Here is a 21,738-nt window from a genome sequence, read left to right as displayed (position 1 = left end):
CCATGCCTCGCTAGGTCCTTTCCCCTGCACCTGCGGCCGCGCCCGTGTGCTATTGTCAGACCATCCCGTTGCGTACGGCGTACAAGACCAGTCCCGCCAGGTTTTTTGCGCCGGTTTTTTCCTGCAGGCTCCGCCGGTGGCCCTCGACGGTACGGATGCTGATGTAGAGCGTATCGGCAATTTCCTTACTCGTCTTTTCCTTGCAGATGAGATCCAGCACCTGCAATTCCCGCTCGCTGAGTTTAGCGTTCAGCAGGCGGTCGGCCGCCAGGTTGCTGGCGGTAGAACGGCTGCTCCGCAGGAGGGCCTTGGAGACGTAATCGCGGAAGAAGACGCCTTCGTTGGCCACTTTCTCTACGGCCTGGCACACCACCTGGGGTTCCTCGTCTTTCAATAAAAACCCGGAGGCCCCCAGCTGCATGAGGTGGTTGATCAGGCGATCGGAATCGTGCATGGTCAACATCAGCGTCCGGATATCGGGATGGTCGTTACTGAGTTTTGTTAAGGTTTCCAGGCCATCCATTACGGGCATTTCAACGTCAAGAATGACCACATCTACCGGCTCAAAGGCCAAGCGCTCAAAAAATTGCTTTCCATTGCCGGCCTCAAAGACGACGCGGAAATTGGGCTGCTGGTCGAGAATCATCCTTAGTCCTCCCCGGAAGAGGCGTTGGTCATCGACAATGGCAATTCGGATATGGGATTGGTTCATGTAATTGTGTTTTTCTAAGTTAAAACTGGCAGCGGTAAACTGATGCGGACCTCCAGTCCGTCCCCAGGAGCGGTAGTAAATTGCAGTTCTCCGTCGATCAAGGTGATCCGACTCTCAATATTTTTCAACCCCAGACCTGCGTAGCTTCCGGTAGGAATGCTGAAGCCTTTGCCATTGTCGCGGTAGTGGAAAAGGAAGTGATCCGTCCGCCATTCGGTCGTCACTTCAATCTCGGTGGCCTCGGCGTGTTTCAGGCTGTTGTTAATCAGTTCCTGGAGGACGCGGTAAAGGGGGATTTCCTGGCGCTTTTCCAGCCTTCTTTCCAGGTTGCCGCGGAAGTTTACCGCAATCGCTCCGCTGTTGTGGACCCGCTGGCAAAGGTCTTCGGCCGCAGCAAAGAAGCCGAATTTCTCTAGCTCCGCCGGCAGGAGGTCGTGCGTAATCCGACGCGTGTTGCGGATCATTTCGTCCATAATCCCCAAAGCCTCCTCTTTGACCGCCTCATTCCGGCTGGGATCGTTTTCAGGACTCAATTGGCGCAGGTAAAGGCGGGCGGCGGAGAGGAGGCTGCCGATGTCATCGTGCAGGTCCCGGGCAATACGCCGGCGTTCGGTTTCCTGAATTTCCACTGCCGCACTCAGCAATTGCAGTTGGTGGCGCTGTTCTTCCGCCCGGGCTTCCAACTGCTGGGCCAGCAGCCGCCGCTGGTAAATTACAAAAAAAAGCACCAAGGCAACTGCCAGCAGCAACATTCCCACTATTCCGCTGAGCAACAACGAAAGAGAAAAATCTATGGCCTTGGTCTCACCCATAAAGCTACCGCGTAGAAACAATGAAGAATTCCCGTGAGAATAGAGTCCAGCGGAACGTAGCCTTGTAAAGCAATACCCCCCATCTGCGGTGCTCCGCCCAAGGTAAGCAAAAGTACGGTTCCTACCCCAAAAAGCAGGATTCCACACCCCATCCAGAATAAGGGCTCGCGCTCCAGATAGGGGAATTTAAGTTCCTGCAGCAAAGCATAGAAATAAGCCGTAATAAAGCCCATCAGGACGAAAGCAGAACCCAACCTTCCCCCCACCAATGCCCATTGCCAGCCCCCCACCAAGGAGATGCCCACTGCCAAAATCCCAATGGTTAGTCCGGCCAGCGCAGCAAGGAGATACCCTCCGTTGGGTCGGCGCGGCGGCGGGGTAAAACACATGGCCAACACCCACGTATGGGCCACCAGCAAAGTCACCTCCAACAGCATCCAGCCCCACTGCAAGTCAAGGCTAAGCGCCAGCAACTGCACCACGTAGACTACGCCCGTCAGGTACAAGAGCCGCCACAACAAATGCTGCTCCCGCACCACGCCCCTCCGCCGTACCAAACCCACCAACAACGGCAACAGCAGGGTAAGGCAGCCGGGAAGTTCGACCAGTTGTTGAGGGAAAGCGAGCATAGTGGGCCGTCATTAACTAAAGCTGTCAGGGCCCAGCGGTACCAGCCAGCTTGAAAGGTGTGTAAGGTGATTTCTGGACCGATGAGCGTGTGGGCAGCAAAAACTTACCCAGTTGCAACGCCAAATAAACCTTCTCCACGGCTCTCTTGGGCTTCCCCTTTTGTGCTTTCAGGTATTTCTACCTGCCAAATACCGGATAGCTACCCGCCCCAACCGGAGGGGGATTCTCGGAGAATCGGCTTCCTGCCAGGTGCGGTAGCTCACTTGCCTTCCCTCGTTTCTTCCATCACCTACCACCAACTCAGTGCGCCAGCTTTCCCCCATTTTCCAGGCTCCTGAACCAGTACCTCCGAAATGCCGCACAAAACGCCAGCGTATAAAGCAAATTCGCCAGAATGTTCAGGATCGAGTGAATGGAGTACAAGCCAATCAGTAAGCCCGGCGCATTCAACAGCGGCTCACTGGCCATAAAAATCAGGAAGTTCCCCGAAAAGTACAGAATAAGCGCCGCGCTTACCCAAAACAAGGATTCTTCCGTCAGGCGTCGCAAGGCCCTGTCCCGCAGCAAGCGAAATAAATAAGAAATAGCGACCAGCAATAAGATAATACTTTGCAACGCCCGGGCGTGGGGATTGAAATTATACAATCCATCAATATATGCGGCATTGACCGCCGCGAAAACACCGAACAGCACCATCAATACTACCGGTGCCCACGGATTAATCATCGCGCTCAAATGCCCCCGGAAAACCAGCAGCAGCAGGATGGTCTGGAGGGCCGTGTACACGTGTAAGGCCGGCAAATTGGTACTCGTCCCGAAAAGCTCCCGGTGTACCTGAGGATTCGCCAAATACTCCGTTAGTACGGACACCAATACCAATGCCGATAGCGGCCACAACTCACGCCAGTGGGCCCGCACTGTCAGCAATGCGTAGATGAACGTAAAGCCAGAGCTGAACGCCGAAGCACTCGTAAATGCATGCAATACCTGTTCCTCCATCACTCCACCTTGTCAGCACGCCCCTCAATCGCAAATTAAATCCCCAACGCTCAGTCCCCATTCGGCCGCCCTCCGCTTGCTGGGGTACTTAGAGCGTGTCTAAAATTTTTAAGAACTGATAATCAATGACTTATGGTTCTGGCTAGACAAAAAATTGCGCGCATAGTGGACTACGTAAGCCATTTTTTGTGACGCCAGGTTCCATAAGTGCTTGGTTATCAGGAAGTAAAAATTTAGACACGCTCTTAGGCGCTGTGCGGCGGATCCGGCATGCTGAAGTCGTAAAAATCACTTCCGTCATCGCCGCCATCCGCAAAAATGCTGACGCCTTTTTTCGTTACCCCCGAACTGCTTACCTCCAGTACGGGCCGGAAGCTGACCGGGTGGGTAGCCACCGTGATGCCCCGCCCCAGGTGTAAGGAAAGCCGCGGCTTGGTGCCTTGCAGGTGGACTTTAATCCGCTTTCCAATTGCCTTGCTTTCTGCCACACTGAAAATGTAGGCCCGCACCCGCCGCCCCAGCTGGTAAGCCGTTGCCTCGAAGATGGAACTCAAATCGAAATGCGGCGTCTCCAGATAGTAGTGGACAAACAGAAAGGCACCGGCACCGGGAATCGCGTCCGTCCCACTTTCCGTAGATTCAATGGGGTTGGTAGGGAAACGCGGGTTGGGGTCCCAGGTAAAAAGATGGCTGTTCACGTAGCGGTCTTTGCCCCCTACCGGAAAGACCGAAAGGAAAGGCTGGAAAAACGGCGTAGTGGGCGCAAACTGCCCTTCGTACCCCGGCCGCAGCCCCAGGTGAACCAGGAGCTTGAAGTCCTGACCATTCGCCGTCATCTCCTCAATGGTGGCATCAATCATTTGCATCTGCTCCTTCTCTAAATTGAAGGTGACAATCCGCTCTGTGGTATTCGCCTGTTCATCACTGTCAAAGGCGTACAATAAGTCCGGAATTTCCTCCGTGCGGCACAGTTGCCAGGTGGCGGCCAGCTCGGCCAAAGTGGATGTTTTGGCCTTAAGTTTTGATTTGGCCATAGTGTAATGATTAGGGATTACGGACGAAATGGAGAAAAAGGAACAGCAGACTTCCGGCGCAACCCTGGGGCTGCGCCGGAAGTCATACCACTATCAATTAGTTCCGAGAGGGAAAGATCCCTTGGATGGCAATACAAAAGTTGGTGACCAGGTAGGGCTGCATTAGGCTGTGGGGCTGATTTCCACCCGTCGGGTCGGTTGACCCAGACAGCGGAATCGGCCCACCGCCGTACACCGCGTCCGGGTTGGCGTGGTAAAAGTTTCCGTTGGCCAGGTAGTGGCCGCTGGCCTCATCCTGGTTGGCATCCTCGGCGCTGGCGGGGATGGAGACCCGGCCGGAGGTAAGGCCATGGGTGTGTCCTGGCAGTTGCGTAAGGAGGAGCGTTTGTGTCTCCGCACCAGCCCGTGCCCCTTGCTGGTAGTTGCTCAGCCCCGGCCCTTGCCCAAAGGTAAACGCTACCCGACCCCGCAGGTCTGGCAAAGCAAAGGTGGTGCGTCCGTCGCCACCGTAGATGGTGCCAAGCAGGGCAAAAAGCGCGTTGTTCTGGGCAATGGACATCAATTGTCCATTACAAAATGCCCAGCCCCGGGGGGCAAAGTTGAAACCGAACTGGCGGATTTCGCCGAGAATTGGAGTAGCCATAAAAATTTATTTTTCAGCAGACAGTCAGAACGATAGGTGCAATAACTCCCTGCTTTGATGTGAAAAAGGTTGGCTTGCGGTGGGTGAATTTTCTCCCCCACCGCAAGCGCCCTTCAGACAAACCCTTAATTGCGTGATGGAAAGATTCCTTGCAAGGCAATACAGAAATTCGTCACCAGGTAAGGTTGCATGAGGCTGTGGGGTTGAGTGCCGCCCGCCAGATCAGTGGTGCCCGTCAGCGGAATTGGCCCGCCACCGTACACCGCATCCGGGTTGGCGTGGTAGAAGTTTCCGTTGGCCAGGTAGTGGCCGCTGGCCTCATCCTGGTTGGCGTCCTCGGCGCTGGCGGGGACGGAAACACGCCCAGCATTCAGGCCATGAACGTGGCCGGGCATCTGGGTGATGAGGAGCGTCTGCGATTCGGTACCACCAACCTGCCCTTGGGCGTAATTGCTCAGACCGGGCCCCTGGCCATAGGTAAAGGTAACCCGTCCGCGCAGATCTGGAAGGGCAAAAGTGGTTTGCCCGTTCCCGCCGTAAGTAGTGCCCAACAGCGAAAAAAGCGCGGTGTTTTGTGCGATGGACAAGAGTTGCCCATTACAAAATGCCCAGCCACGCGGTGCAAAATTGAAACCGAACTGGCGGATCTCGCCAAGAATTGGAGTAGCCATACAAATAGGTTTGATGGATGAAAGAAGGGCAATGGTCCATTGCCACCTGGGTGAAGTTCTCGCCCGGGAACCACTAGTCCCCGTTGCAGCGCCTAAACACGCTCTTTTTCGTTGATCTACCAAGAAAGTAGGGATAAAATAGGTATTTCTACCTAATAAAGTGGGGGATCGCAGGGGACGGAAGCAATCAGGGCGCGGCCGCAGGTGCCAGGAAAAGCACAACGAGCAAGGTAAGTCTACTCCTTATACCTTTACGCCCTTATTCACTTAGTCCCTTAGTCCCTTACCCCCTTAATCCCTTAGTCCCTCCCCTGCACCTGCGGCCGCGCCCAAACCAGCCTTAGAAAAAGACCAGCAAGCCCAGCCCCGCCAACAGGAAGAATTTCAGCTCCGTACTCAGCCGGCGGTACTCGCGGGGGGTGCGGGCGCGCTGCAAACGGAAAAGGATGTACACCAAGCCCAGTAGCAAGACGCTGATGCACCCCACCATGGGCGGTGCCATAAAAGCGGGCCAGCCCAGAAAAAGCGGACTCAGGATGGCAAAAATCACCATGCCCCCGAGCACAATCGCCAGCTTCACGCTCGTGGGCACGCCCCACATGACGGGTATGGTCCGCCGGCCCACTGCCTCGTCTCCCCGCAAGTCTTCCAGGTCCTTGACCAACTCCCGCAACAAGGTTGCAACGAAGGCAAAAACCATAAACAACAGGCAAATCCGCAGCGTATCCATCCCGCGTTCCGGATTGACCAGAAGCAGCGCTCGCAAATTACTGCGTTCGGCGAGGACCAGAATCCCCGGAACACCAGCACAGTAAAAAGCCACCAGCAAATTCCCCAGCACGGGTATTCTTTTGATCCCCGTACTGTACACCGAAAGGATGCCCACGGCCAGCGGAAAAATCACCAACAGGGCTTTTTCATTGAGCCGGAAGGCCAGCAGCAAACTGACCAGAAAGCCGCCCAGCAAAGTAGTGGCGTACAACCACAGTACCGTATCTCGCCCCAGCACTTCGATGGGGTTGGTGCCGGGCCGGTTGATCTCGTCGGTTTTTACGTCCTGCAGGTCGTTGACCAGGTACCCTGAAGCCGTAATGAGCAGGGTGACCGTGCAGAGTTCAAAAAATTTCCAGGGACTAAGCAGGCCTTCGATGCCTTCACTGGCCAGCGCCGGCCAGATGATGCGGTAGTACACCAGGTACTGGGTGAGCGCCACGACCACCAGATTGGGGACGCGGAAAAGGCGCAAAACCGGCACGGTTGGAAAGCTCGACATAGGGCGGCAAGATACGCCGACCGAAGCAATCAGTCCTTGAGAAGGCTTCGGCTAATGACCAATTTTTGGATCTCCGATGTGCCTTCGCCGATGGTCAGCAGTTTGACGTCGCGGTAATATTTCTCGGCGGGGAAATCCTTGGTAAAGCCGTATCCACCGAAAATCTGAACGGCCTCGTTGGCTACCCGCACGGCCGTTTCACTCGCGTAGAGCTTGGCCATGGCGGAAATCTTGGTAACGGGCAGGTGGGCGTCTTTGAGCCTTCCAGCTTCGCGGGTGAGGAGTTCGGAGGCCTCGATCTCGGTGGCCATGTCAGCCAGCTTGAAGGAAATGGCCTGAAAGCGGCTGATGGCCTGTCCGAATTGCTCCCGTTCCTTGCTGTAGGCCAGGGCGGCGTTAAAGGCCCCCCGCGCGATGCCCAGGCTGAGGGCGGCGATGCTGATGCGGCCGCCGTCGAGGATTTTCATGCTCTGGATGAAGCCCTCTCCTACCTGGCCGAGGATCCGGTCAGCGGGCAGGTGGCAGTCCTGGAAAATCATTTCCGCCGTCTCACTGGCCCGCATGCCGAGCTTGCGCTCTTTCTTGCCCGCCTGGAAACCTGCGTCGCCGCGCTCCACAATGAAGGCCGTCATGCCGTGGCTATCGAGTAACTCTCCGGTGCGGGCAATTACGACGGCTACTTCGCCGCTGATGCCGTGGGTGATGAAGTTTTTGGCCCCGTTGAGGATGTAGCTCCCGTCGGGTTGCCGTACCGCTACGGTCCGCATCCGGCCGGCGTCAGAACCCGTGTTGGGCTCGGTCAGTCCCCAGGCCCCCAGGTGTTCGCCCGTGGCAAGCTTGGGCAGGTATTTCCGTTTCTGGCTTTCGGAGCCAAAACTCAGGATGTGGTTGGTACACAAAGAATTGTGCGCCGCTACACTCAAACCGATCGAGCCGCAAACGCGGGCAATCTCGTCAATAATGGTAATGTACTCGGCGTAGCCCAGGCCGGTGCCACCGTAGGATTCGGGAACCAGTACCCCCATAAATCCGTACTCCCCCATCTCGCGGAACAGTTCGCGGGGAAAGGTTTCACTTTCGTCCCACTCCATTACGTTGGGAAGGATGCGGCTTTCGGCAAAGTCGCGCGCACTCTGGCGGATCATCGCCAGGTGCTCGTCGGTAGCGGAGAAGGTTGCGGTATCGACCATTTCAGTTTTGGTTAAGGCTGGTAAATAAGTAGGCTATCGGTAGTAAAATCCAGAAAGCAAGCGCTTTGTTTTCACTAGCCGGCCTAAAGATAGCCTTTTGTCGTAGAGTTCACCCGTTTCGGGCTTTTTTACGACGCCTAAGCACCAAAAAAGTGTCGATTACCCCGCTCCAAAATGGATCGTTGCGGCATTTATGCCCTGCTTACCCGGCGGCGTTCACGGGCGTGCCGGGGGCCAGGGCCGCGATGGCCCGCTCCAGAAAACCGGGCAGAATAGCGTCGTGGGTCTTGCTGATACGCTCCGGGTGACTCAGGTCTTCGATGATCTGCAGCCACTTCTCGCGCCCGTGGTCGGCAATCACTTCCTGCTTAATGTCGGGGCGGCTGAAGTGGGCCAGCATACCTTCGGGGTCGGCCTCGGGATGGAACTGCACGCCCACAATTTCGGGGCTCCAGCGCACGGCCATAATGGCCCGCTCCAACGCTACGTGGTGGCGGATTTTTTCCAGGGCCAGGATTTTGGCCCCGGTCGCTTCAAAGCGCTCCATCACCGGCTGAATGGCTTGGTAGCGGCGGAAGTCGGCCGCCCAGAAGGGATCTTCCAGCGGACCGAACAGGACGTCCTCTTTCCCATCCAGCTCCGGGTGAATCGGGAAGGTGCCAAAGCTGATGCCCTTGCGGGCCGTCACCGTAGCCAAACCGAAGTGGTGGACAGCCATTTGAAAGCTGTGACAGATCAGGAATACGAATTTCCGGTTGGGGCTGCTGGCATTGTGGGCGTAAATGCCGTCGAGCCAGCCGTTCCAGACTTCTTCCCAGCCTTCCTGCCCTTCGCCCGCCAGGGGGTCGCCGGGGCCACCGGAACTGATGTAAATGTCGAAGCTGAGGTCGGGGACTTTTCCGTCCACCCGAACGTCAAACACTTCGTAGTCAATGCGGTCGGCAAACTGCTCGACAATGGCACGGATGCAGCGCATTCCCTGGTTGGGAATACCGTTGTAAAGGTCCAGAATGGCAAGGCGTAAACGGCTCATGGTCAGGGGGGGCAAGTTCGTGAGATTCAATATGGTTATAAGGCGGGTAGGGGGGAAACCGGGGCCCGCAGGGACTTGAATTACCAGCTACTCAGTCATCAAAAGGTGCTGAATAGTGGGGATGCTATTGAGTCACTCTTGAGAAAAAGCGAAAGCCAAAGTAAGGGAGTCGTCGCTTCGTTGGTACCGCAGCATCGACTGCAAAGAGGAAGGTCAATCCGCTTGCTAAGACGGGTAAGCGGCCACAAGGTAACCCGCCGCCCGAAAATTAAACGGTGCTGATGGATGGAACGAATCCGACGCCCAAAGCGCTGCAGCGGAGTATCCTTTGTCTCGCCTTAACGTCGGCCATCCGCCTTTTTCCTGCGGGCGGGAGCAGCAAGATTTTGCTTTTATCCTGCCCCTGATCCCGAGGCCTGACCGAACAAGCACCGGTCCAACTTCCGTTAACATATCCTAACCAATCACCAAACAATGGAAAAATTACGCAGCAAGAAAGCTTACGAAGGTAACCCAGTTGGCCTTACGGATAAGGCCTGCAAAGCCGTAGCCAAGGAACTCGACCGCCACCTGGCCGCCCTCTGGATCATGTATGCCCAGTATCACAAACACCACTGGCTCGTGGAAGGGCCCCAGTTCCGCGACCTCCACCTGTTCCTGCAATCCCACTACGAGGAGGTCAACCTCCAGCTCGATGCCGTTGCCGAACGCATCACCCTACTTGGCTACACCCCCACCACCCGCCTGGAAAACTACGTGAAGCTTTCCTACATCGAGCAAGAGTCCGAAGACGTCTTCCACATCCGGGAATCTTTGGAAAACGACATGAAAAACGAGCGCAAAATCGCCGTGGAAATCCGCAAATCCATCAAGGTAGCGATGGAACACGAAGATTTTGGCACCAAATCAATGCTCGAAGGCTTTCTCTTTAAAATAGAAGACCGCGCCCATCACCTGGAGCATTTCCTCGGGGAAGACAGCCTGTCCGTCGGTTATCTCCATACGGAGAATAGCGCGGCGCACTAGGGTTCCGACCTCAACGCAACAGTAAGTCCGCCGCCCGGCGGGCCAGGTCTGCGCTCAGCGCAACGCCCATGCCCGCCAGCCGACCGGCGACCAAAACGCCCTCTTCCGCAAAGCGGAGGATGGGCGTTTTGCTTTCCCCCTGGGCCAGGATGCCACTCCAACGCACGGGAAAGTCGGCCTCTTCCCAACGGCGCTCTGGATACCACTGCCGCAACTTTTCCAGCAAAAAGGCGACCGGCACGGGATTGTAGCCAAACTCCTCCGTCTCCGAGGCCGGACCCGCCACGTGCCTGGCCCCACCGATGAGGAGGCGATCCGGGCCAACGTTGCGGAAATAGACGTAGCCTTCGTGGTAGTGGTAGCAGCCTTGGAGGTGGAAATTTTTCAGTGGCCGACTCAGCAAGACCTGGTTGCGGACGGGCCGGATGTGCTCGGGGAAATCTTCCGGCAGGAGCTTGCGGGCGAAGGCGTTGACGGCGATCAGGGCTTGGCTGGCGCGGAGGGTTCCTAGCCCCGCTAGTTCAATGTCCACTGCACCTGCGGCCGCGCCCAACTGCGTCACTTCCGCCCCGAAGAGCAGGCGCACCCCTTCCCGCTGCGCATCTTCGAGCAGGCGCGTGACGAGCAGCCCGGGGTGCAGCTGGGCCTCGCAGGGGTTAAACAAGGTCAGGCGATGGGTAGACCGGCCCGGAACCTCCCGCCAGGTCGCTGGCTCACCCGTTACCCCGGCCAGCAGGGCATTGAGCGCGGGCAATCGCTCGCGCAACATCGCCTCCGTCTCCGGTGCATCCACCACTTCATAGCCGCCTGTTTTTTCCCAGCCGATGGACCGGTGGGCAAAGTTTTTTTCCAGTGCCAGGACCCCCGCGTAGCGCTGCCGGACGGTATCCAGCATCGACTCCGCCCCGTAGGCGTCCAGATCGGCCAACAACTCCGTCGGTGCCCCGAAGCAGGCAAAACCCGCGTTGCGCGTGCTGGCGCCGTGGGGGATGGGGCTGCGTTCCACCACGAGCACATCGCGCTGCGGCTCCCGGCGTTTGATTTCCAGCGCCGCCTGCAAGCCCGTAAGGCCCGCACCGATGACGACGACGTCCGCCGGGCGCAAAAAAGTAGTGGTTTCCCAGTAGGAAGGCGTGGACATGGGGTGGGTATTGACGTATTAGGGCACGGCGGTGGGCTACAAGCCCCGCAGCAAATCGGCCTGAATATCCGCCAGCGCTTCAAGGCCCACGCTCATGCGGACCAATCCATCACTGATGCCCACCGCCGCACGTTCCTCGGGGCTGAGTTTGGCGTGGGTGGTGGTGGCCGGGTGGGTCAGGATGGTGCGGGTATCGCCCAGGTTGCTGCTGCGGGTGCAGAGCAGAGCGCTATCGATGAGGCGTTGAGCGGCGGTCAGGCCGCCCGCCAGTTCGAAGCTGACGAGGCCTCCACCGGCTTTCATCTGCCGTTGGGCGAGGGCGTACTGGGGGTGACTGGGCAGGAAGGGATAGTGTACCGCCGCCACACCCGCCTGCCCCTGCAACCATGCAGCCAACGCCAGCGCCGAACGGCAGTGGGCCTCCATCCGGACGTGCAGTGTCTCCAGGCTTTTGGAGATGATCCAGGCGTTGAAGGGAGCCATTGCCGGCCCCGTGTGGCGGCAGAAAAAGGTGACCCGCTCCAGCACCTCGGCGCTGCCCAGCAGGAGACCGCCGAGCACCCTGCCCTGTCCATCCATCCACTTGGTAGCGGAGTGGGTGATGAGGTCGGCACCGTAGTCGGCCGGACGTTGCAGGCAGGGCGTGGCGAAGCAGTTGTCAACGACGAACAGCAGGCCATTCGTCTGGCAAAATTCGCCAGCCGCCGCCAGGTCTACCAGTTTCAGGCCGGGGTTGGAGGGCGTTTCCGTCAAAAACATGCGGCTGTTGGGTTGCAGGGCCGCCGCCCAGCTGTCGGGATCATCGGGCTCCACGTAGCTGAAGGTGATGCCCCACTTGGGGAAAACCGAGGTCAGCAGCTGGTGGGTACTGCCGAACAGGGCGCGGGTGGCGATGATGTGGTCGCCCTGCTGCAAAAGCGCCGCCACGCTGGCAAATACCGCCGCCATGCCAGAGGCCGTTGCAAATCCCGCCGCTGTCCCCTCCAACGCACAAGCCTTTTCGATCAGCTCATCAACGTTGGGGTTGTTGTAGCGGGAATAGATGATCTGCCCGGTCTCCCCCCGGAAGGTAGCCGCCATTTCCTCGGCACCCCCGAAGGTGAAACTGCTCGTCAGGAACAGCGGCGCCGAATGCTCGCCGTAGGCCGTTTTGTCCATTTGCCCGCGGATGGCCCGGGTCTCGGGCTGCCAGTCGTTTTCCATGCCGCAAAAGTACGCCCGGCGAGGACAATAAACCCCGCCGGCCACGCCTGGGAAAGGACACCTGCCGCTGCCTTGTCGTCCATCCGGAGTGAGGAATCATGGTCCGGGTGCTGCAGCCCCTGCTTTGGCCAGCACGTCAGCCTACTGCGCCGCTTTCGGAACCGCCCGCACCGCCGTGGTGCGGTACTCGCCCAGGGTGGTCCCCAGCAGGCTTTCCGCCGCCGGGCCGCCATCCAGTTCCATGTTAACGTCAATGCCCTGGTCAGGGAAGTAAAAGGCCAGGCTCAGGCCCTTCTCCGTTTTCACGGCTTTTTTCAGGGGGTAGGTAGCGCCCGGCGTCACGAACTGCCCGCTCAGGTTGTCGTCGGTGCCCGTTAAGATCAGTTGCCCTTCCACCGTTCCCAGCGGGGTGTTGAGTACCGTCACGTTCCAGCTGCCCGCGTAAGCAGGCGGAGCCATTTTTGGGGCGCTAACGCAGGATGCAATGGAAAGGACCAAGAGGCAAAGGAGGATACGCATGTTCGAGCTTTTTACGGTTTGCCCCGCCATGATACGCGCAATTTCTGGTATCGCCAATCCCGGCCAAGCCAAAGTTTTTCAGGGACAAAATCCCCACCCAACCTCAACCTCCGACATCACACATCCGACATCACACATCCGACATCACACATCCGACATCACACATCCGACATCACACATCCGACATCACACATCCGACATCACACATCTGACATCCGACATCACACATCCGACATCACACATCTGACATCACACATCCGACATCACACATCCGACATCACACATCCGACATCACACATCCGACATCACACATCCAACTACCAAAACGCCACATCCATCGCCGCGCAGATTTTCCCAACGGCCTCTTGCAGGTCAGCCACCGTATGGGCGGCCGAGACAAAACCGACTTCGTAGCCACTCGGCCCCAGGTAAATCCCGGTTTGGAGCAATTCGTGGTGGATGGTCTTGAAGTACTGCATGTTGGCCGCGTCGATCTGGTCGGAGCGCGTAATTCTTTCCGTCCCGAAGGCCAGCCAGAAGATGGAGCCGATGTGGGGGACGTGCAGGGGGTAGCCGCGCTGCCGGGCGTAGGCCTCAATGGCGGTGGCCATTGCGTGGGTTTTCTCCGCCTGCAATTCGTAAAAGCCGGGGGTCAGGCAGAGCTCCAGCGCCGCCAGTCCGGCCGCCATGGCAACGGGGTTGGCGCTCAGGGTACCGGCTTGGTAGACGGGGCCTTCGGGCGCGATGTGGTCCATGATGGCTTTGCTGGCACCGTAAGCCCCCACCGGAAAGCCACCGCCAATGACTTTTCCGAAGGTGATGATATCAGGCTGCACGTCGTAGTAGCCAGCCGCGCCCGTGAACCCGACGCGGAAGCCGGAGATCACTTCATCGAAAATCAGCAGCACGTTGTGTTTCCAGGCCTTGATGCGGAGGCACTCCAGCCAGCTGCGGTCCTGGATCAGCAGGCCGTTGTTGGCGGGGATGGGTTCCACGATGATGCAGGCAATTTCGTGGGCGTGCTGGGCCAGGGTGGCTTCGAGGAGGTCGCGGTCGTTGAGGGGAATGATGAGGGTGTCTTTGGCCACGTTCTCCGGTACGCCCGCCGAAGAACTGGTACCGAACGTTGCCAGGCCGGAACCCGCCTTGACCAGCAGGCTATCCACGTGCCCGTGGTAGCAACCGTCAAATTTCAGGATCTTGTTCTTGCCCGTCACCCCCCGTGCCAGGCGGAGGGCCGACATGACCGCCTCCGTCCCGGAACTGACAAAACGCAGCCGCTCCAGGTAGGGGTGGTTGTCCAGAATGAGCTTACCCAGTTGGTTGCCGAGGCGGTTGGGGGTGCCGAAGCTGGTTCCCCTGGCTACCGTTTCCATCACCTTTTCCTGAATGTAGGGGTGGGCGTGGCCGTGGATGAGCGGCCCCCAGCTGCAACAGAAGTCGATGAATTCGTTGCCGTCTTCGTCCCACATCCGGCTCCCTTTCCCCTCCCGGATGAACAGCGGCGGACCGCTGACGCTACGAAAAGCGCGCACCGGAGAGTTGACGCCGCCGGGGAAGTAGCCCTTGGCTTCCTCAAACAGGTCGGCGGAAGTTTGGCGGGGAATGCGTTGCTCGTACTGCATCTGGCAGGGTGGGTTTTGCTTTAGGGCCGCAAGGTAAAGCAAAGTTGGAGCTTGCCGGGGGCGGCACCAGGTGTGGAGGGGATTTTTACACTGGGGTGGTGGCGCGCTGAGGTCAAGACGTTTTACGGCGCAGGAAACGTGCCCTCTTCCCCCTGGCTCATCGACGTAGCCGAGGTGCCAAATGGTGGAGCCGCTGTGCGGCGAAGTGTAACACAGGGCCGAAACGCCCCCTTTTCACCTCAAAAAAGTATAATCGTCCCCTTATCTGTCCCCGGAGTAAAGCAGAAAGCCCCTAACTAATTGATAGTCAGGGGCTTTACTAAGTAAGTATGTCGGGGCACCAGGATTCGAACCTGGGGCCTCCTGCTCCCAAAGCAGGCACGCTAACCGGACTGCGCTATGCCCCGAGAAACGAAGTAACTTCGCTTCAACAAACTGTGGCGGAGACGGCGGGATTCGAACCCGCGGTACCGGTGAAGGTACGTCGGTTTAGCAAACCGGTGGTTTCAGCCACTCACCCACATCTCCAGTAATGAGAAAACATGCTGCCCAAGACGTCTTCTTGGGGCTGGAGTGTTTAGCAAACCGGTGGTTTACGCTACGCGTGAGAAAGTTCAGCCACTCACCCACATCTCCAGTAATGAGAAAACATGCTGCCCAAGACGTCTTCTTGGGGCTGGAGTGTTTAGCAAACCGGTGGTTTACGCTACGCGTGAGAAAGTTCAGCCACTCACCCACATCTCCAGTTGTCCGCTCGTTGGCCAACGACTTTTCGTGGCCGGAAGTTGCACCGTACTGGCACCTCTCCCCCAAAGCGGACGCAAATTTAAGGCCACTTGCGAAATATCCTAGGCTAGGGGAGATTAATTTCCAAAAAACTTTTGGTGGCTGGTTTCAAGGGTCCGGGCAGGCTGGTGCCCCCTATCAAAACGCCTTACTTCGCTTCTCCGCTCCAGCGGAGGTAGGCTTTGAGGAAGCCTTCGAGGTCGCCGTCCAGCACGGCGTCGGTTTGGGACGTTTGCCAGCCCGTGCGGTGGTCTTTGACGCGGCGGTCGTCGAGGACGTAGGAGCGGATCTGGCTGCCCCACTCATTGGCGGTCTTGTTGGCTTCGATTTCGTCCTTTTCCGCCTGCTGTTTCTGGAGTTCGAGCTCGTAGATGCGGCTGCGGAGCATGTTCATGGCCCGTTCACGGTTCTGGTGCTGGCTGCGTTCCTCCTGGCATTCGACGATGATGCCCGTGGGGGCGTGGGTGACGCGGACGGCCGATTCGGTCTTGTTGACGTGCTGTCCACCGGCACCGGAGGCCCGGAAAGTATCCCAGCTGAGGTCGGCGGGGTTGATCTCTACCTCGATGGTATCATCGACGCGGGGGTGGACGAAGACGGAGGCAAAACTCGTCTGGCGTTTGCCCTGGGCGTTAAAGGGGCTGATGCGCACCAGGCGGTGGACGCCGTTTTCGCCTTTGAGCATGCCGTAGGCGAAGTCGCCAATGATCTCGATGGTGGCCGATTTGATGCCCGCCACGTCGCCTTCGTTGCGGTTAGCGACGGAAACCTGAAAGCCTGCGTGTTTTTCGGCGTACATGGTGAACATGCGCAGCAGCATCTCCGCCCAGTCGTTGGCCTCCGTCCCCCCGGCCCCGGCGTTGATCTGGAGGATGCAGCCCAGTTCGTCTTCCGGTCGGTTGAGGGTGGCGCGGAATTCGGCGTCGTCGAGGATATCGACGGTTTCGGCGTAGCGGGCGTCGAGCTCTTCTTCGGTGCCTTCGCCTTCGCGGAGGAACTCCTGGAGGATTTCCAGCTCATCGACGCGCTCGGCGACTTTCTGGTACTGGCCGATCCAGCTCTTGTGGCTCTGGACCTGCTTCATGATGACTTCGGCGGCCTTGCTGTCGTCCCAGAAATTGGGGTTGAGGCTCTGCTGGGTGAGGTCTTCGAGCTGGAAGCTGCGCTGCTCCACGTTCAGGTAGCCTTTGAGGAGGGCCAGACGGTCTTTGAGGGCCTTTAATTGTTCGTTGGTCATGGTAGGCGAAAGGAGGCGAGGTGGCTCCCCCTACAAAGGAGGGAAGAACGCGAAGATAGGTAAGAGGGGGCAGGCAGCGGAAAAGCGGGTTAAGGCGCAATAATCCGTTGCCTGAGACTTGTCCGAATTCCAACGCAAAAGGCCCGCAACGGTTGCGTTGCGGGCCTTTCGGGGGGGGATAACCGAAGTTACTGGAAGGAGGAAAGACGGTTTACTTGTCTTTCATGAACTCTTCCAGCTTGTCTTTGTGGATCATCACCTCCTTGTAGGAGTACTTTCCCGTAACGGGGTCTTTGACGGACTGGACAACCTTGATGAAGTCACGGCCGGAGCCGGCGTTGGCGGCACGCTGACCTACCCGTGAGTTTTTCGATACTTTAGCCATGGTAAAAGTGGTTTGGTACCCTTTAACGACAAACGCCGCGCGGGATAGTTGAGCGAATTACTTGATTTCCCGGTGAACGGTCATCTTCCGAAGGATCGGATTGTATTTTTTCAGTTCCAGACGGTCGGGGCTGTTCTTCCGGTTCTTCTGGGTAACGTAGCGGCTGGTGCCGGGCTGGCCGCTGGTCTTGTGCTCGGTGCACTCCAGAACGATCAGGTTGCGGTTGCCTTTGCTTTTCTTAGCCATGGTTGGGGGGTAGTTTAGAGCTTAACGCCGGTTTCGATGCCCTTGGATTCCAACTTCTTCACGTAAGCGAAAACGCCCAGTTTGTTGATGGTCCGCATGGCGGAGGTAGAAATACGGAGGGTTACGAATTCGCCCGTTTCAGGAACGAAAAACTTCTTCTTTTGGATATTGGGCACAAAGCGACGCTTCGTTTTCCGGTTGGAGTGCGAAACATTGTTGCCGCTGATTGGCTTCTTGCCCGTGAAATTACAAACTTTAGACATCGCTGCTTGCGTTTATGCGGCCAATGGCCCAGAATAAAAAAGCAGACCTTGGCCTGCTTAAAAAGCGTACAACAAAAGTGAAAAACTTAAACGTGTACCTTGGTGACCGTGTCAGGATTCGAACCTGAAACCTTTTGATTCGTAGTCAAATGCTCTATCCAGTTGAGCTACACAGCCATCTCTTCTCTCGAAGCGGGTGCAAAGGTAATTCCCCCGCCTGAATTACACAAACACACCAGGAAAAATTTTAGTTGCTTTTTTGTTTTCGCCTTTCCTCGCTGTTCAGCGCGACGGGCCTGGCATCCTGCGGCCGCGCCCCTGTGGCCTAAACTGCACGCTGATCTTCCCCGGCCTGGAGGTACCAGCTCGTGAGGCCGCCGAAGACATCGATGGCCGTGTGCAAGAGCATGAGGGGCCAGAGCGTTTGTGTGCGCAGGAAAAAGAAGCCAAAAAGGATGGCCATCACCACGATCTTCAGCACGGCCCGCCCGCCCTGGTAGAAGTGGCCAAGGCCGAAGGCCAGCGCAGGCAAGACCAAAGAGGCCACCACCGCCGCCGGAGAGGTGCCCAGCACCTCCCGCAAATACGTCACCATAAAACCCCGGTAGACGATCTCCTCCCCCACCCCGGCCGCCACGGCCAGGAAGGTGAAATTGAGAAACTGCGTGGCCGTAGCCGGCATGAAGCCCAGGCGGGCGAACTCCTGCCGGGTAGCCTCCCGCTGTTCCGCGCTGCCCGCCTCGCGCAGGATGTCGAACAGGTACACAAGCACGAAACCGGCCAGCACCAGCACTGCCGCCAGATCGTAGGGAGCCGCACCCCAGCCCAGCCCGATGTCGGTAAGCGGTCTCCCCGAGAGCCACCACACACCGATGACCAGTCCGGCCAGCCCCCAGAGCAGGAGGCCATTACCATAATATAGGTGGGTTTTCATGCGCTGCGTCCAGTGCAGCGTACGCCCGCCCGCCCGGCGGCGGTAGCTGGCCAGAAAGAGGACGCCGGGCAAGACGATGCCGAGCAAGAAAAACAACAGGTGAAGCGCGAACGAAATGGCCGTGGTTTTAATGGAGTTACGTACGGAAAAGCAAGCGCCGCGGGCGGCGCGACCTGAACAATTAACGTCGGCGGGCAAAAGTTCGTGGCCTTGCCGGAGCAATTGTAGCAACAAAGCGCAGCATACGCCCCATCCGCCCCAAAAAACCCGTGAAAGGCCCCGCCGTCCGCCAGCAAAAAAGTAACGCAAAAGCACCAAAAAGAAAACCCGGGATTGACCTCCGCCATTGCAGGGCTGCGCTACCTTTGCCGGCTTTCGCAACGCCCCAAGAAAAAACCCCGCCGTGTCTTTGACCCCGGAAATCCTCTTCGACTTTTTCGAGTACCGCACCGGCATCTACCTGCCCAAGGCTTACGTGGTGGGCCGCAACGAGGTGGGCCGCCTGGCGCACGTGCACCACACCGCCAACGCGCGCGAGCTCGGCGTGTACGACATTACCCTGACGCCGCCCCTGGAACGGGCCCTCGCGCTGGTGGAAGGCCTGCGCCACCAGAACGTTGCCGAAGCCCACCGCAAGGGCGCCAAAATCATGCCTACCCTGGCGGGTTTGCTCTCTGACAAAAGCAAGGAACGCAGCAACGTCATCCGCTACATCCACCACCGCTCCGCCGAGGTGCTCAGCCTGTGCCAGCAGCACGGCTGGGCCGTTTCCGTGGGGCTTGACCCCCGCAAAGAGCCCGAACCTTTCGTGACGCCCTTCGCCCCGGTGCCCTACCAGCCGCGGCTCACCTTCCACCTTAGTGATGCGGGCCTCGACTTTCGGCTGGAGCTGGAGGCGCACGACGGGCAACGCAGCCCCGTCCGCCACCACGACATTAAAATCCTGACCAACCACCCTACGCCGGGCTGGCTGGTGCTGGATAAGCAACTCACGCAGTTAGGGCAGCTCAATGGCAGCCACCTGAAGCCCTTTTTGAGCAAAGACCTGGTGCACCTGGAAGGCGCGGAAGTGGGAAAATTCTGGCGCGACTACATCGTACGGGTGGCCGAGCACAACCCCATCGTGGCCCACGGTTTCCAGTATGCCGTCTTTGCGGAGCCGGAGGTGCTGCGCCTGGCGGCCCGCCCCCACCCTTTCGAGGGCCGTTTTTACCTCTACCCCGAGTTTGGCTACGGTGGCAAGTTTTTTGCCGTGGGGGCCGCAGAAGCTACGGCGGTGGTGCACAACCTCAAGCCGCCCTACCGCCTGGCGCGCATCGTCCGCAACCCCGCCGCCGAAGAGGCCCTGTTGCAGCCTCTGCTGGCGCTGGGCGTCAGTGCCCTGCCCGTCGGCAACGCCTTCCGGACGCCGGAAGACGATGCCTTTGCCGCGCCCCGCTGGCTGCTGGAAAACGAAGTGGAACTCCGGGCCCTCGGCATTGAAGTGGTACCGCCGGAAGAAAACGGACAGCGCATCAGTGCGTACCAGGGGACGATCAGCCTGGAAATGGAAGCCGAAAACGACTGGCTGGACCTGCACGGCACCGTGGTGATTGGTCCCCACGAGATCCCTTTCCATAAGTTTGTCCGCTACATCCAGCGCGAGGAGCGGCGCTTTCCGCTGCCCGACGGCGACCTCTTTCTCATCCCCGACGAATGGTTTGCGCGCTACCGGCCCAGCCTCCAGTTTGCGCGGGTGGAGGGAAAAAAGGTGCGGCTGGCCCGCAGCCAGGCTCCGCTGCTGGCGCCCCTCGGCCTAGGTGGCGCGGATACGGAGCAGGCCCAGCGCCTGGCGGAGGCTTTCGCACCGAGCGCCCGCCTCCATGCCACGCTCCGGCCTTACCAACTCGAGGGGGCCCGCTGGCTGGTGCGGCACTACCACGAGCAACTGGGAGCCTGCCTGGCCGACGATATGGGCCTGGGCAAAACCCTCCAGACCATCGCCGCACTCCTCTACGCCAAAGAAAGAGTGGGCGCGGACGCAGGTGCCACGGAAGCCCCCAAGAGCAAGGGAGGTCCCGCCAGCCAACTCGACCTCTTCGCCGCCCCCGCCGCCGATGAGCAGTTCCTCCAACCCCTACGCGCCCTCGTCGTCCTGCCCGCCTCCCTGGTCTTTAACTGGCGCAACGAGCTGGCCCGCTTCGCCCCCAGCCTCACGGTGGAAACCCACACCGGCCAGCACCGCACCCGCGACGCCCGCGTACTGCGGCGCTTCGATGTGCTCCTGACGACTTACCAGACGGCGCTGCGGGACGTCAGTGTGCTGCGGGAAATCGACTTTACGTACATCATCCTGGACGAAAGCCAGCAGATCAAGAACCGCCAGAGCAAAGTCTTCAAGGCCCTCAACGAACTCCACGCCCCCCACCGGATCAGCCTCTCCGGCACCCCCATTGAGAATTCGCTTTCCGACTTATGGTCGCAGATGCAATTCATCAACCCCGGCCTGCTGCGGCACTACGCATTTTTCAAGCAGGAGTTCATCACCCCCATCGAAGTGCACAACGACGAGGCCCGCAAAAGCCAGCTGCGGCAGCTCGTCGGGCCCCACCTCCTGCGCCGCACCAAGGAAGAAGTGGCTCCGGATTTGCCGGAGCTCGACGTCCAGCTCTACTACTGCGAAATGAGCGGTGCGCAGCGCAAAGCCTACGAGAGCGAAAAATCCGCCGCCCGCAACGCCCTGCTCGGCAACTTCGCCCCCAACGACGGACAGTACCAGCTGCGGGTGGTCCAGACGCTCACCCGCCTGCGCCAACTGGCCAACCACCCCGTGCTGCTGGAGGAGGACTACGATAAGTCTTCCGGAAAATTCGACGAAGTCCTCGGGCAGTGGAACACCGTACGCCGGGCGGGTCACAAGGTGCTCATCTTTTCCAGCATGGTGCGGCACCTGGAGCTGTTCCGCGAAGAACTGCGGGCCAACAATGAGCCCTTCGCCTGGATCACCGGCCAGGTAGATGCCAAAACGCGGGCGCGGGAAGTCAGGCGATTCCAGGAGGACCCTACCGTGCAGACCTTTTTCATCTCCATCAAAGCCGGAGGTACGGGACTAAACCTGACGGCGGCCGACTACGTCTTCATCCTCGACCCCTGGTGGAACCCCAGCATCGAAGACCAGGCCATCGCCCGTGCCCACCGCATTGGCCGCCAGGGCAACGTCTTCGCCCGCAAGTTCCTGACCAAAGACAGCATCGAGGAAAAGATCAACCGCCTGCAACAACGCAAAAAGCAACTGGCCGACGACATCATCGGCACCGAAGGCGGCCTGGATTTTGACCGGGGGGAACTGGAATTTTTGCTGACCTGAAGCGCTGCCCCCGCCAGCGACAAAACATGG

The 21,738-nt window shown here is 58.7% G+C and carries 21 protein-coding genes and 3 tRNA genes; 2 read left to right on the top strand and 22 right to left on the bottom strand.

Annotation, left to right across the window (positions count from 1 at the left end):
• Positions 1–55 precede the first annotated feature (55 nt).
• From H9S92_RS10570 to H9S92_RS10525, 10 genes are all read right to left on the bottom strand, one after another.
• Complete coding sequence (locus tag H9S92_RS10570) at positions 56–712, bottom strand: response regulator transcription factor (protein WP_187466678.1); 657 nt, start codon at positions 710–712, stop codon at positions 56–58.
• Between the two features lie 14 nt (positions 713–726).
• Positions 727–1,524: a sensor histidine kinase gene (locus H9S92_RS10565; protein ID WP_187466677.1), complete on the bottom strand. Its 798-nt coding sequence runs from the start codon at positions 1,522–1,524 to the stop codon at positions 727–729.
• Positions 1,503–2,153: a hypothetical protein gene (locus tag H9S92_RS10560; protein WP_187466676.1), complete on the bottom strand. Its 651-nt coding sequence runs from the start codon at positions 2,151–2,153 to the stop codon at positions 1,503–1,505. The genes H9S92_RS10565 and H9S92_RS10560 overlap by 22 nt, the downstream gene beginning before the upstream one ends.
• Positions 2,154–2,454: 301 nt before the next feature.
• Entirely contained in the window at positions 2,455–3,153 is a 699-nt protein-coding gene (locus H9S92_RS10555; RefSeq protein WP_187466675.1) for a hypothetical protein, read from the bottom strand.
• Between the two features lie 245 nt (positions 3,154–3,398).
• A complete protein-coding gene (locus tag H9S92_RS10550) occupies positions 3,399–4,187 on the bottom strand; it encodes a hypothetical protein (protein ID WP_187466674.1) in 789 nt (262 codons plus the stop codon).
• Positions 4,188–4,284: 97 nt separating this feature from the next.
• Positions 4,285–4,830 carry a phage tail protein gene (locus tag H9S92_RS10545; protein WP_187466673.1) on the bottom strand — a complete coding sequence of 182 codons (546 nt, stop codon included), beginning with the start codon at positions 4,828–4,830 and terminating at the stop codon, positions 4,285–4,287.
• A 125-nt stretch (positions 4,831–4,955) separates the two neighbouring features.
• A complete protein-coding gene (locus H9S92_RS10540; RefSeq protein ID WP_187466672.1) occupies positions 4,956–5,501 on the bottom strand; it encodes a phage tail protein in 546 nt (181 codons plus the stop codon).
• A 340-nt stretch (positions 5,502–5,841) separates the two neighbouring features.
• A complete protein-coding gene (locus H9S92_RS10535; RefSeq protein WP_187466671.1) occupies positions 5,842–6,774 on the bottom strand; it encodes a geranylgeranylglycerol-phosphate geranylgeranyltransferase in 933 nt (310 codons plus the stop codon).
• A 29-nt stretch (positions 6,775–6,803) separates the two neighbouring features.
• Positions 6,804–7,964 (bottom strand): acyl-CoA dehydrogenase family protein, encoded by a 1,161-nt coding sequence (locus H9S92_RS10530; protein ID WP_187466670.1) that lies wholly within the window; start codon positions 7,962–7,964, stop codon positions 6,804–6,806.
• A 202-nt stretch (positions 7,965–8,166) separates the two neighbouring features.
• Entirely contained in the window at positions 8,167–8,997 is an 831-nt protein-coding gene (locus H9S92_RS10525) for a type 1 glutamine amidotransferase (RefSeq protein WP_246463792.1), read from the bottom strand.
• 474 nt (positions 8,998–9,471) lie between these two features.
• Here H9S92_RS10525 and H9S92_RS10520 point away from each other — a divergent pair, with 474 nt between their 5' ends.
• Positions 9,472–10,023, top strand: coding sequence for a Dps family protein (locus H9S92_RS10520; RefSeq protein ID WP_187466669.1), 552 nt, complete (start codon positions 9,472–9,474; stop codon positions 10,021–10,023).
• Positions 10,024–10,033: 10 nt separating this feature from the next.
• Here the strand turns inward: H9S92_RS10520 and H9S92_RS10515 are convergent, their stop codons facing one another.
• The 12 genes from H9S92_RS10515 to H9S92_RS10460 form a co-directional block, all read right to left on the bottom strand.
• Positions 10,034–11,164, bottom strand: a complete 1,131-nt coding sequence (locus H9S92_RS10515; RefSeq protein ID WP_187466668.1) for an NAD(P)/FAD-dependent oxidoreductase — start codon at positions 11,162–11,164, stop codon at positions 10,034–10,036.
• Between the two features lie 36 nt (positions 11,165–11,200).
• Complete coding sequence (locus tag H9S92_RS10510) at positions 11,201–12,367, bottom strand: PLP-dependent transferase (RefSeq protein ID WP_187466667.1); 1,167 nt, start codon at positions 12,365–12,367, stop codon at positions 11,201–11,203.
• A 141-nt stretch (positions 12,368–12,508) separates the two neighbouring features.
• Entirely contained in the window at positions 12,509–12,886 is a 378-nt protein-coding gene (locus H9S92_RS10505; RefSeq protein WP_187466666.1) for a hypothetical protein, read from the bottom strand.
• 317 nt (positions 12,887–13,203) lie between these two features.
• Positions 13,204–14,511 carry a glutamate-1-semialdehyde 2,1-aminomutase gene (hemL, locus tag H9S92_RS10500; protein ID WP_187466665.1) on the bottom strand — a complete coding sequence of 436 codons (1,308 nt, stop codon included), beginning with the start codon at positions 14,509–14,511 and terminating at the stop codon, positions 13,204–13,206.
• Between the two features lie 332 nt (positions 14,512–14,843).
• A tRNA-Pro gene (locus tag H9S92_RS10495) sits at positions 14,844–14,918 on the bottom strand.
• Positions 14,919–14,949: 31 nt separating this feature from the next.
• Positions 14,950–15,039 (bottom strand) — tRNA-Ser (locus tag H9S92_RS10490).
• A 406-nt stretch (positions 15,040–15,445) separates the two neighbouring features.
• Positions 15,446–16,534 (bottom strand): peptide chain release factor 2, encoded by a 1,089-nt coding sequence (gene prfB / locus H9S92_RS10485; protein ID WP_187466664.1) that lies wholly within the window; start codon positions 16,532–16,534, stop codon positions 15,446–15,448.
• Between the two features lie 211 nt (positions 16,535–16,745).
• Positions 16,746–16,919 (bottom strand): DUF4295 family protein, encoded by a 174-nt coding sequence (locus H9S92_RS10480; protein ID WP_187466663.1) that lies wholly within the window; start codon positions 16,917–16,919, stop codon positions 16,746–16,748.
• 57 nt (positions 16,920–16,976) lie between these two features.
• Entirely contained in the window at positions 16,977–17,165 is a 189-nt protein-coding gene (rpmG, locus tag H9S92_RS10475; RefSeq protein WP_187466662.1) for a 50S ribosomal protein L33, read from the bottom strand.
• Between the two features lie 14 nt (positions 17,166–17,179).
• Positions 17,180–17,428: a 50S ribosomal protein L28 gene (gene rpmB, locus H9S92_RS10470; protein WP_187466661.1), complete on the bottom strand. Its 249-nt coding sequence runs from the start codon at positions 17,426–17,428 to the stop codon at positions 17,180–17,182.
• 100 nt (positions 17,429–17,528) lie between these two features.
• Positions 17,529–17,605, bottom strand: a tRNA-Arg gene (locus H9S92_RS10465).
• Between the two features lie 148 nt (positions 17,606–17,753).
• Positions 17,754–18,593, bottom strand: coding sequence for a CPBP family intramembrane glutamic endopeptidase (locus H9S92_RS10460; protein WP_187466660.1), 840 nt, complete (start codon positions 18,591–18,593; stop codon positions 17,754–17,756).
• Positions 18,594–18,765: 172 nt separating this feature from the next.
• On the opposite strand from H9S92_RS10460, the gene H9S92_RS10455 reads away from it, so the two are divergent.
• Complete coding sequence (locus H9S92_RS10455) at positions 18,766–21,708, top strand: DEAD/DEAH box helicase (protein WP_187466659.1); 2,943 nt, start codon at positions 18,766–18,768, stop codon at positions 21,706–21,708.
• The last annotated feature ends 30 nt before the right edge of the window (positions 21,709–21,738 follow it).

The organism is Neolewinella lacunae, assembly GCF_014349155.1.
Classification (GTDB): domain Bacteria; phylum Bacteroidota; class Bacteroidia; order Chitinophagales; family Saprospiraceae; genus Neolewinella; species Neolewinella lacunae.
This window is presented reverse-complemented; position numbering and strand designations above follow the sequence as displayed.

Excerpts from the sequence above, each read along its gene's own strand:
- H9S92_RS10570 (WP_187466678.1), bottom strand. The coding sequence starts at position 712 with ATGAACCAATCCCATATCCGAATTGCCATTGTCGATGACCAACGCCTC.
- H9S92_RS10565 (WP_187466677.1), bottom strand. The coding sequence starts at position 1,524 with ATGGGTGAGACCAAGGCCATAGATTTTTCTCTTTCGTTGTTGCTCAGC.
- H9S92_RS10560 (WP_187466676.1), bottom strand. The coding sequence starts at position 2,153 with ATGCTCGCTTTCCCTCAACAACTGGTCGAACTTCCCGGCTGCCTTACC.
- H9S92_RS10555 (WP_187466675.1), bottom strand. The coding sequence starts at position 3,153 with ATGGAGGAACAGGTATTGCATGCATTTACGAGTGCTTCGGCGTTCAGC.
- H9S92_RS10550 (WP_187466674.1), bottom strand. The coding sequence starts at position 4,187 with ATGGCCAAATCAAAACTTAAGGCCAAAACATCCACTTTGGCCGAGCTG.
- H9S92_RS10545 (WP_187466673.1), bottom strand. The coding sequence starts at position 4,830 with ATGGCTACTCCAATTCTCGGCGAAATCCGCCAGTTCGGTTTCAACTTT.
- H9S92_RS10540 (WP_187466672.1), bottom strand. The coding sequence starts at position 5,501 with ATGGCTACTCCAATTCTTGGCGAGATCCGCCAGTTCGGTTTCAATTTT.
- H9S92_RS10535 (WP_187466671.1), bottom strand. The coding sequence starts at position 6,774 with ATGTCGAGCTTTCCAACCGTGCCGGTTTTGCGCCTTTTCCGCGTCCCC.
- H9S92_RS10530 (WP_187466670.1), bottom strand. The coding sequence starts at position 7,964 with ATGGTCGATACCGCAACCTTCTCCGCTACCGACGAGCACCTGGCGATG.
- H9S92_RS10525 (WP_246463792.1), bottom strand. The coding sequence starts at position 8,997 with ATGAGCCGTTTACGCCTTGCCATTCTGGACCTTTACAACGGTATTCCC.
- H9S92_RS10520 (WP_187466669.1), top strand. The coding sequence starts at position 9,472 with ATGGAAAAATTACGCAGCAAGAAAGCTTACGAAGGTAACCCAGTTGGC.
- H9S92_RS10515 (WP_187466668.1), bottom strand. The coding sequence starts at position 11,164 with ATGTCCACGCCTTCCTACTGGGAAACCACTACTTTTTTGCGCCCGGCG.
- H9S92_RS10510 (WP_187466667.1), bottom strand. The coding sequence starts at position 12,367 with ATGGAAAACGACTGGCAGCCCGAGACCCGGGCCATCCGCGGGCAAATG.
- H9S92_RS10505 (WP_187466666.1), bottom strand. The coding sequence starts at position 12,886 with ATGCGTATCCTCCTTTGCCTCTTGGTCCTTTCCATTGCATCCTGCGTT.
- hemL (WP_187466665.1), bottom strand. The coding sequence starts at position 14,511 with ATGCAGTACGAGCAACGCATTCCCCGCCAAACTTCCGCCGACCTGTTT.
- prfB (WP_187466664.1), bottom strand. The coding sequence starts at position 16,534 with ATGACCAACGAACAATTAAAGGCCCTCAAAGACCGTCTGGCCCTCCTC.
- H9S92_RS10480 (WP_187466663.1), bottom strand. The coding sequence starts at position 16,919 with ATGGCTAAAGTATCGAAAAACTCACGGGTAGGTCAGCGTGCCGCCAAC.
- rpmG (WP_187466662.1), bottom strand. The coding sequence starts at position 17,165 with ATGGCTAAGAAAAGCAAAGGCAACCGCAACCTGATCGTTCTGGAGTGC.
- rpmB (WP_187466661.1), bottom strand. The coding sequence starts at position 17,428 with ATGTCTAAAGTTTGTAATTTCACGGGCAAGAAGCCAATCAGCGGCAAC.